Below are 9,976 nucleotides of genomic sequence, written 5' to 3'. Positions count from 1 at the left end.
AGAGAACGAATCCTGTCCATATGAAAGCCCCATGAGGACAAGAAAGCCGGGAAGATAATGAATCCAGTCCGCATGAAGCTGCCATGAGGACACGAAAGGTGAAAACCGAACGAATCCAGTCCGCATGAAACTGCCATGAGGACAGGAAAGCGGGAAAGAGAACGAATCCTGTCCATATGAAAGCCCCATGAGGACAAGAAAGCGGGAAAGAGAACGAATCCTGTCCATATGAAAGCCCCATGAGGACAAGAAAGCCGGGAAGATAATGAATCCAGTCCGCATGAAGCTGCCATGAGGACACGAGAGCCGGAAAGATACGAATCCTGTCCGCATGAAGCTCCCATGAGGACCAGAAACGGGAAAGAAAACGAATCGTGTCCCCATGAAAAGCCCCATGGGGACACGAACTAACAAGAGTAATAAAAAGTCCCCCATAAAGATCCCTTGATACCACCTAAAATCCTACAAGATTAAATAACTCCTCGACTTGCTGTATATAGTACTGGAGACCCAACCTTGTTAACAATATACCTCAAAAATAAAAAACTTTTCATTCCATGTTCTGTGACAAAATAAACAATACCCAGATAGTAAAAACATGTCCGACTTTTAGAACGCTTCTACACAACAAAGTAGTAAAAAAGAGTTAGCTTTTAACTCGATAAACATTTTATCAAAATAATTTTTTATTTTATATCCTCATGACACTATACGTTGGCACCGCTTACATATAGGCTTTTCTTCCCGCTTGTTATGCTTAATTTTTGCTTTCTTTAAAATAATTTTTTTTCTGTAATTTTAATAAAAATCTTTAAAAAAGTTACTAGATTTTCGTCGAGAATTGGTGGATTTCTAGTCGAATGCTGTCAAAAGATGTTTGATGCTGTAGTATGCTGGCAATATACATAGTTATATGTCAGAAAAGATAAAAAAGTTTTACAAGGCATATAATCCATTTGCACTTATAATTGGTCAAGAAATATATATTTTCATTGAGATGAGGAGAGCCATGACGGTGAATACACTATTTCCGACAGATTACCAGCTGCATTTGTTTCATGAAGGCAGCTACTTCCAGAGTCATCAGCTTTTTGGCGCTCATATCTTTAAGAATTCCGATAAGGTCTTTACTCGATTTTGCGTCTGGGCACCTAATGCTTCTAGGGTTAGGCTCACGGGAGATTTTAATAACTGGAATGGTGAAGGATATGAACTACAAAGGGTAAATGATGAAGGAGTCTGGATTATTGTCATTAATCAAAATCTAGAAGGCCGTATTTATAAGTACGAGATCATTACACCTTCAGGGGAAAAGCTTCTTAAAGCGGACCCATTTGCCTTTTATTCAGAATTAAGGCCACAAACAGCTTCAATTGTATATTCCCTAGACGAGTATCATTGGGAAGATGATCACTGGATGAACAGAAAGGATAAAAAGAATGCATTATCAGATCCAGCAATTATTTACGAGGTCCATGCAGGCTCATGGAAGAAAAAAGAGGACGGGAGCTATTTAACATATAAGGAGCTTGCAGAAGAGCTAATCCCTTATGTGATTGAGCATGGATTTACCCATATAGAACTATTGCCAATTGTCGAGCATCCACTTGATGCCTCATGGGGCTATCAAGGGACCGGTTATTTCTCGGTCACATCGAGGTATGGTTCGCCAGATGACTTTAGATACTTTGTGGATCAGTGTCATCAGCAAGGAATAGGTGTCATTCTCGATTGGGTTCCAGGTCATTTTTGCAAGGATGCCCATGGACTTTACCGATTTGACGGCACGCATACCTATTCGTACAGCACCGATTATGACAGAGAGAATGTAGTCTGGGGCACGGCAAACTTTGATTTAGGAAAAGGAGAAGTTCAAAGTTTCCTCATATCCAATGCATTGTATTGGATTGACTATTTCCATATTGATGGCTTTAGGATGGATGCAGTGGCTAACATCATTTATTGGCCTGATACTACATATGGCATGCGAGAAAATCCATTTGGAATTAATTTTCTGAAAAAGCTTAATAAAGAAGTACATGAATACGATCCCCATTTTCTCATGATTGGGGAAGACTCTACGGAATATCCTCAAGTAACAGCGCCTGTACACTACGGAGGTTTAGGCTTTGACTACAAATGGAATATGGGCTGGATGAACGACATGCTGGAGTATATGGAAACTCCCCCTTATTTCAGGTCAAAGGTCCATTCTAAGGTAACTTTTTCACTTTTATATGCCTTTTCTGAAAACTTTATGCTTCCCTTTTCACATGATGAAGTGGTTCATGGTAAAAAGTCGCTACTAGACAAAATGCCAGGAGAGTACTGGGAAAAGTTTGCTCAATTAAGGTTATTGCTAGGATATATGTTTGCCCACCCAGGCAAGAAATTATTGTTTATGGGCTTTGAATTAGGGCAATTTGCAGAATGGAAGGATAAAGAACAACTTGATTGGAACTTACTGGAATATGACATGCATCGTGATTTAAACACATATGTAAAAGTATTAACGAAACTTTATAAACGCTCAAAGGCCCTTTATGAATTAGACCATTTGCAGGATGGTTTTGAGTGGATTGATGTAAATAATAGTTCTCAATCGGTTTTTTCCTTCATAAGAAAGGGAAAAAAAGAAGAAGATTCATTAATAATTATCTGCAACTTTACAGGAGTAGCCTATCCGGTTTATAAGATTGGTGCTCCAAGAGCAGGCGAATATCGTGAGGTCTTAAATAGTGATTACCAAGAGTTCGGCGGGACAGGATTGATGAATAAGAAGACCATAATAGCAGCTGAAGAGCCTTATCATGGTCAGCCATGTTCATTTGAGCTTGCAATTCCCCCGTACGGTTTTCAGATTATAAGACCAGTTAAAAAGCGGAAGGAGAGAAAGGGTAATGGTAAAGAAAAAGTGCGTAGCCATGCTGTTAGCAGGAGGGAAAGGAAGCAGACTTAATTCGCTTACAAAGGAATTAGCAAAGCCTGCAGTACCTTTTGGAGGGAAATACCGAATTATTGACTTTACATTAAGTAATTGTGCCAATTCTGGCATCGATACGGTGGGGGTATTGACCCAATACCAGCCGCTTTTATTAAATTCTTATATCGGGATCGGAAGTGCCTGGGACCTCGACCGCAAAGATGGCGGAGTAACCGTTCTGCCTCCATATACCGAGTCTTCAGAAGTAAAGTGGTATACCGGAACCGCAAGTGCTATTTTTCAAAATTTAAATTATCTTAAGCAATATCAACCTGAATATGTTTTAATCCTATCCGGTGACCATATTTATAAAATGAATTACGAGAGCATGCTCGAGTATCATATTGAAAAAAGGGCAGACGTGACGATTTCTTTAATTGAGGTTCCATGGGCGGAAGCGAGCCGTTTTGGCATTATGAGTACAAACGATGAAATGAGAATAACGGATTTTGATGAGAAGCCGGCACATCCAAAAAATAATCTTGCTTCTATGGGTATCTATATTTTCAGCTGGAATGTACTCAAAGAATATTTAGAAATGGATGATCGTGATCCTAATTCAAGCCATGATTTTGGGAAAGATGTCATTCCAATGCTATTAGATGAAAAGAAAAAATTATTTGCCTATCCGTTTAAAGGTTATTGGAAAGACGTAGGAACTGTTCAAAGTTTATGGGAAGCCAATATGGATTTATTGGGCGAAGATTGTGATTTAGATTTATTTGATAATGACTGGAGAATCTATTCGGTCAACCCTAATCAGCCTCCTCAATACATCTCTCCGGATGCAACGGTGAACGAGTCTTTAATCAATGAGGGTTGTACAATTGACGGGAATATTGATAAATCAGTGCTATTCCAAGGTGTGACTGTCGGTAAAAACACGACTATTAAAGAGTCTGTCATCATGCCGGATGCTGAAATCGGTAAAAATTGTTTGATTGAAAAAGCAATTGTACCAGGTGAGGTCAAAATACCGGACGGTACTGTGATTCGCTCATTAGATGATGAGATTGTCCTTGTTACGGAGGAAATGTTAAACGAGCTATATCCTGCAATATAGATTAAAAAAAATAGATATCTAATACAGGAGGGAATTTGCAGTGAAAAGAAAGCTATTAGGTGTAATTGATGCAACAACCTACCACGAAGATTTAGAGGATTTAGTCATCCACCGCTCACTCGCGGCACTGCCTTTTGGAGGTCGATACCGTATTATCGACTTTGTTCTATCAAGTATGGTCAATTCAGGAATTCGTAGCGTGGCAATCTTTCCAAAGATGCAATACCGTTCCCTCATGGATCATTTAGGTTCAGGGAAAAATTGGGATTTAAATCGCAAACGTGATGGGCTTTTCTTCTTCCCATCCCCGATTGTCGATAGTGATGGCAATAGTATTGGATCTTTTGAACATTTTGCTGCCAATATGGATTATTTTTACCGTAGCACACAGGAATATGCCATTATTGCAAACTGTAATGCTATTTTTAATATGAATTTTAGACCAATATTAGAATCGCATCTTGATGCAAAATGCGATATTACCGAAATCCGTCACCAAGACGGAAGCTCAATGGAGATGTATTTAGTTAAAACATCATTGTTGATTAAATTGATTGAAACTAGACATGAAACAGGGTACACCTGTATGAAGGATGTCGTTACAGCTCTTTCTAATGAGTATACGATTTGTCAATATGAATATAATGGCTATGCCGTCATGATAGATTCAATAGACAGTTATTTTTCTACCAGTATGAAATTGCTTGATGCGAAAGTATGGAAGCAATTATTCTTAAAAGATCAGCCAATTATCACTAAGGTTAAAGATGAGCCGCCAACAAAGTATATCCAGGGGTCTTTAGTCAAAAATGCGATGATTGCAAACGGTTGTCACATTAGCGGGACGGTTGAAAATAGTATTGTCGCCCGTGGAGTGAAAATCGGTAAAGGAGCAGTTATTAAGAACTGTATTATTATGCAAAAGTGCCAAATCGATGAGAATTGTTATTTAGATTCGGTTATTTTAGACAAGGATGTAAAGGTGGAGGAAGGTACCTATTTAGTAGGAACTTCACAAAACCCTTATGTCATTCGTAAAGGGACGAAACAAGGAGCGCTGATGAATTCGTGAAAATCTTATTTGCTGTATCAGAATGTGGCCCATTCGCCAAATCAGGGGGACTCGCAGATGTTGCCGGGTCTCTCCCAAAAGAACTAAAAAGTCTGGGCACTGATGTAAGGGTGATTCTTCCGAAATATGGAACGATTTCGGAGGAATACAAACAAAATATGAAAAAAATTAAGGAATTTACTGTTTCAGTAGGCTGGAGAAACCAATATTGTGGGATTGAGGAGCTTACATATCAGGGGATTACTTATTATTTTGTGGATAACGAATATTATTTTAAACGCGAAGGTTTGTATGGTTATTATGATGATGGGGAAAGATTTGCCTATCTTAATCGGGCCATTTTGGAGGCCATAGCCGAATTAGACTTTTATCCTGATGTCTTACATTGTCATGATTGGCATACAGCCATGATCCCTTACCTTTTAAGAACGGAGTACTACAAACGAAAAGGTTATGGATTGATTAAGACAGTGTTTACCATTCATAATCTTCAATTTCAAGGGATTTTTCCAAAAGAGGTATTGGGAGATTTATTGGGGCTGGATTATCAATCATTTCAATCAGGCCATTTAGAGTTTTTTGGAAATGTTAATTTTATGAAGGGTGGCCTAGTGGCATCTGATAAAATTACGACTGTCAGCCCAACTTACAAGGAGGAAATTCAAAGCCCAACTTTTGGTGAAAAACTGGATGGACTCCTTCGGGCAAGAAAAGACGACCTTATTGGTATTTTAAATGGTATTGATGAAGAATTCTACAATCCATCGATTGATCCATTAATCTATGAAAATTATAAGGCAGATACTTACTTAAAAAAGGCAGTAAACAAAAAAGAAATTCAAAAGCAATTTGGATTGCCTCAAAGTACTAGTACTCCATTGCTCGTCATGATTACAAGGTTGACTAAGCAAAAGGGGCTTGATTTAGTCAGACATGTTCTCAGGGAAATCCTGCAAGAGGATGTTCAAGTGATTATTCTTGGAACAGGTGATTATGAGTATGAAGAATACTTACGCCAAGCAGCTCGAGTATACCCTGATAAATTAAAGGTTTACACTGGCTTTAACGAAGAACTGGCCCACAAGATTTACGCTGCGGCTGACTTGTTTTTAATGCCTTCACAATTTGAGCCATGTGGTCTTGGACAGATGATTGCGATGAGATATGGGGCGATCCCTATTGTTCGCGAAACAGGAGGCTTAAATGATACCGTAAATTCATTTAACGAATTTACAGGTAAAGGGAATGGTTTTTCTTTCCAGAACTTTAATGCCCATGACATGCTTTATACCATTCAACGAGCACTAAGTTTTTATCATGATAAACCAGTTTGGGAATCCATTGTTGAACAGGCCATGGAAAAGGACTATAGCTGGGCGCAATCAGCATTTCGTTATAGTCAGCTGTATGCCGAGCTTGTCTCAAGGAGTGAAACACATGTTTTCTAGTAAAGCAAAGTTCAAGAAAACCTTCCTTAAAAGACTTGAAATGCTATGTGGAAAGAGTTTTTCAGAGAGCACAGCACGAGATCAATATCAAACTCTTGGCAGTATGATTCGAGAGTTTGTTAGTAATGATTGGATTGCAACAAATGAAAAATATCTTGCCGCCCAAGGGAAGCAGGTTTACTATTTATCGATTGAATATTTATTAGGTAAGTTATTAAGGCAAAATTTAATTAATCTAGGAGTAGAGGAAACCGTCCAGGACGGCCTCAAAGAACTCGGGATTAATTTGGACGAACTTGAAGAATTAGAAAGTGATGCAGGACTTGGAAACGGCGGCTTAGGAAGGTTAGCCGCCTGTTTCTTGGATTCACTTGCATCGCTGAATTTACCTGGACATGGTCATGGTATCCGCTATAAGCACGGTTTATTTGAGCAGAAAATAGTGGATGGCTATCAAGTGGAACTTCCCGAGCAATGGTTGAGAAGCGGAAATGTATGGGAAATTCGGAAACTAGATGGGGCTATGAAAGTACCTTTTTGGGGAAAAGTGGAAGCTAAAATGGAAAACGGACGACTCGTCTTTCACCATATGAATGCCGAAACTGTGACTGCCGTTCCACATGACATGCCGGTTATCGGCTATAACACCCAAACCGTCAATACATTAAGACTCTGGAATGCTGAGCCATCTCAATTTCCAATTCATGCTGATATTTTAAAATATAAGCGTGAGACCGAGTCCATTTCCGAATTTTTATACCCAGATGATACACATGATGAGGGTAAAATCTTAAGGTTGAAACAGCAATACTTTTTAGTCTCTGCAAGTATTCAATCTATTTTAAAGACCTACCGAAAACAACATGGCAGCTTAAATCAATTGCATGAACATGTTTGTATCCATATTAATGATACTCATCCAGTATTGGCAATCCCTGAGCTTATGCGGATTTTAATCGATGAGGAAGGGTATGAATGGGACCAGGCATGGGAAATTACTACACATACCATCTCTTATACTAATCATACAACGTTATCAGAGGCACTCGAAAAATGGCCGATACATATTTTTCAACCATTACTGCCTCGGATTTATATGATTGTTGAAGAGATTAATGAGCGCTTTTGCCGAGACTTGTGGGAACAAACGCCAGGTGATTGGAAAAGAATTAGTGACCTTGCGATTATCGCAGATAACTTTGTGAAAATGGCCCATTTAGCGATTGTCGGAAGCTTTAGTGTGAATGGTGTTGCCAAGCTTCATACTGAAATACTAAAAAAACGCGAGATGAATCAATTTTATCAACTTTACCCAGAGAAATTTAATAATAAAACGAATGGGATTGCATACCGCCGTTGGTTGTTAAAAGCAAATCCAAAGTTGTCCTCGCTGATTACAGATGCCATTGGTCCTTCTTGGATGCATTCAGCTGAGGAACTTTCCCATTTGCTAAACTACCAAAACGATTCCACGTTCTTAGAGCAGCTTTTAAAGATTAAAAACGAAAATAAACAAAAGCTTGCCGAGATCATATTGGATAAAACCGGGGTAAAAGTAGATTCAGGTGCTATTTTTGACGTACAGGTAAAGAGACTTCATGCTTACAAACGTCAGCTTTTAAATGTTTTACACATTATGCATTTATATAACCGGATAAAAGAGGATTCGAGTTATCCGATTGTACCAAGGGTGTTTATCTTTGGTGCAAAAGCTTCTCCTGGTTATTATTATGCAAAAAAAATCATTAAATTAATTAATACGGTGGCTGAACAAATCAATAACGATCCAAGGGTAGGGGATAAGATAAAGGTAATTTTCCTTGAAAATTATCGGGTTTCCCTTGCTGAAAAAATCTTTCCGGCCTCAGATGTGAGTGAACAGATTTCCACTGCAAGTAAAGAAGCATCAGGTACTGGTAATATGAAATTTATGATTAATGGTGCTTTAACTGTAGGTACTCTGGATGGGGCAAATATCGAAATTAAGGATTTAGTTGGTCCGGAAAATATATTTACCTTTGGCTTAACTGCAGATGAAGTCCTTCATTATTATCAGCATGGCGGCTACCATTCGCGTGAATATTATCATCATGATTTCCGGATCAGGCAGGCTGTGGATCAGCTCGTAAATGGATTTTTTCCAGGTGTTAATAATGAATTCGAACCTATTTTTGATTCATTACTGGAGGAAAATGATCAATATTTCGTTCTAAAAGATTTTGCTTCCTATGCAAATGTACAGGATGAAATAGGTCAAAAATTCATAGACAAGAGCCAATGGCAGAAGATGAGTTTAGCCAATATCGCTCATGCCGGTTATTTTTCAAGTGATCGTACGATTAGGGAATATGCAGACGATATTTGGGGAATAAAGCCGCTCAAATAAGAAAAAGCTTCTGCCAGCATATGGCAGAAGCTTTTTACTTATGAAAAGAAGTGACCGATAAAGATGCCAATCGCAAGTAAAAACCCAAAAATGGTATTTGTTTGAGCAGTAGCAATCATAGCAGGTGCCATTTTTAAAGGGACGTTATTTTCAATAAAGCCTTTGATTGCTTTAATTGGTTTTGGAAGACTTAAAATGACAATGGCTGTCCAAAAAGAAGCAATACCACTAATAATAAGACCTACAATCCAAAGGTAGGAAAAGGTAAACATGCCTGCTAATAGAAAAATAGCTTTCTTCTTACCTAATAAAATGGCTACGGTTTTACGGCCATTCTCTTTATCACCATCTAAATCACGAATGTTATTAGATAACATAATCATACCAACTAATACCATACTAGGAACCGAAAGCAGAACACTTGAACGATCGACAGTTCCAGTTTGAATAAAGAAGGAAATTAATATAATCAGCATCCCCATAAAGAAACCTGAAAGAATTTCCCCAAATGGTGTATAAGCAATCGGAACGGGTCCACCGGTGTAGAAATAACCAACCGCCATACAAACAAGTCCTACAAGGGCTAACCACCAGCTGCTGCTAGCACAAATATAAATGCCCAACAATAAAGCAATGAAATAAAAACCAAAAGCAAGATTGAGGACCGTTTTGGGTTTAATTCCATCACGGACAATGGTTCCGCCAATCCCGACGGATTCCTTCGTATCTAATCCACGAACATAATCGAAATATTCGTTAAACATATTGGTTGCTGCTTGAATTAACATACTGGCAATAAGCATGGCGATAAATAGACCGATATGAACCGTCCCTGTTTTCAGGGCTAGTGCAGTACCAAGTAATACAGGTACAAATGAAGCAGTTAGTGTATGTGGTCGGGTCATTTTCCACCAAACTTGGAACCCACGATTCGCATCAATGGACTGTTTTGAGTTTTTCTGTAAATTTGACTCCATACAGTTCTCCCCCTTAAATAAATTCTATTTCTATTTCTATCTCTATA

The 9,976-nt window shown here is 38.5% G+C and carries 7 protein-coding genes; 5 read left to right on the top strand and 2 right to left on the bottom strand.

Annotated features, from left to right (window positions below):
• The coding region (locus JOC76_RS13075) for a hypothetical protein (protein WP_205178205.1) at window positions 1-228 on the bottom strand (228 nt) is incomplete at its 3' end.
• 781 nt (window positions 229-1,009) lie between these two features.
• Between JOC76_RS13075 and glgB the strand changes: the two genes are divergently transcribed.
• The 5 genes from glgB to JOC76_RS13050 are packed head-to-tail and all read left to right on the top strand — an operon-like array spanning window position 1,010 to window position 8,952.
• Window positions 1,010-2,959 (top strand): 1,4-alpha-glucan branching protein GlgB, encoded by a 1,950-nt coding sequence (gene glgB / locus JOC76_RS13070; RefSeq protein WP_205178227.1) that lies wholly within the window; start codon window positions 1,010-1,012, stop codon window positions 2,957-2,959.
• On the top strand, window positions 2,901-4,046 hold the full coding sequence (locus JOC76_RS13065; protein ID WP_205178203.1) for a glucose-1-phosphate adenylyltransferase: 1,146 nt from the start codon (window positions 2,901-2,903) through the stop codon (window positions 4,044-4,046). The genes glgB and JOC76_RS13065 overlap by 59 nt, the downstream gene beginning before the upstream one ends.
• 40 nt (window positions 4,047-4,086) lie before the next feature.
• Window positions 4,087-5,118 (top strand): GlgC family sugar phosphate nucleotidyltransferase, encoded by a 1,032-nt coding sequence (locus JOC76_RS13060; protein ID WP_205178201.1) that lies wholly within the window; start codon window positions 4,087-4,089, stop codon window positions 5,116-5,118.
• Complete coding sequence (gene glgA, locus JOC76_RS13055; protein ID WP_205178199.1) at window positions 5,115-6,566, top strand: glycogen synthase GlgA; 1,452 nt, start codon at window positions 5,115-5,117, stop codon at window positions 6,564-6,566. Before JOC76_RS13060 ends, glgA begins: the two co-directional genes overlap by 4 nt.
• Window positions 6,556-8,952, top strand: coding sequence for a glycogen/starch/alpha-glucan phosphorylase (locus JOC76_RS13050; protein WP_205178197.1), 2,397 nt, complete (start codon window positions 6,556-6,558; stop codon window positions 8,950-8,952). The genes glgA and JOC76_RS13050 overlap by 11 nt, the downstream gene beginning before the upstream one ends.
• Before the next feature lie 38 nt (window positions 8,953-8,990).
• Here the strand turns inward: JOC76_RS13050 and JOC76_RS13045 are convergent, their stop codons facing one another.
• Entirely contained in the window at window positions 8,991-9,929 is a 939-nt protein-coding gene (locus tag JOC76_RS13045) for a 1,4-dihydroxy-2-naphthoate polyprenyltransferase (protein WP_205178195.1), read from the bottom strand.
• Window positions 9,930-9,976 lie beyond the last annotated feature (47 nt).

Source organism: Neobacillus cucumis, assembly GCF_016908975.1.
Lineage (GTDB): Bacteria > Bacillota > Bacilli > Bacillales > Cytobacillaceae > Neobacillus > Neobacillus cucumis.
This window is presented reverse-complemented; position numbering and strand designations above follow the sequence as displayed.

What these genes read in the sequence shown, in the direction of transcription:
- JOC76_RS13050 (WP_205178197.1), top strand. Translation starts at nt 6,556, where the DNA reads ATGTTTTCTAGTAAAGCAAAGTTCAAGAAAACCTTCCTTAAAAGACTT.
- JOC76_RS13045 (WP_205178195.1), bottom strand. Translation starts at nt 9,929, where the DNA reads ATGGAGTCAAATTTACAGAAAAACTCAAAACAGTCCATTGATGCGAAT.
- glgB (WP_205178227.1), top strand. Translation starts at nt 1,010, where the DNA reads ATGACGGTGAATACACTATTTCCGACAGATTACCAGCTGCATTTGTTT.
- JOC76_RS13065 (WP_205178203.1), top strand. Translation starts at nt 2,901, where the DNA reads ATGGTAAAGAAAAAGTGCGTAGCCATGCTGTTAGCAGGAGGGAAAGGA.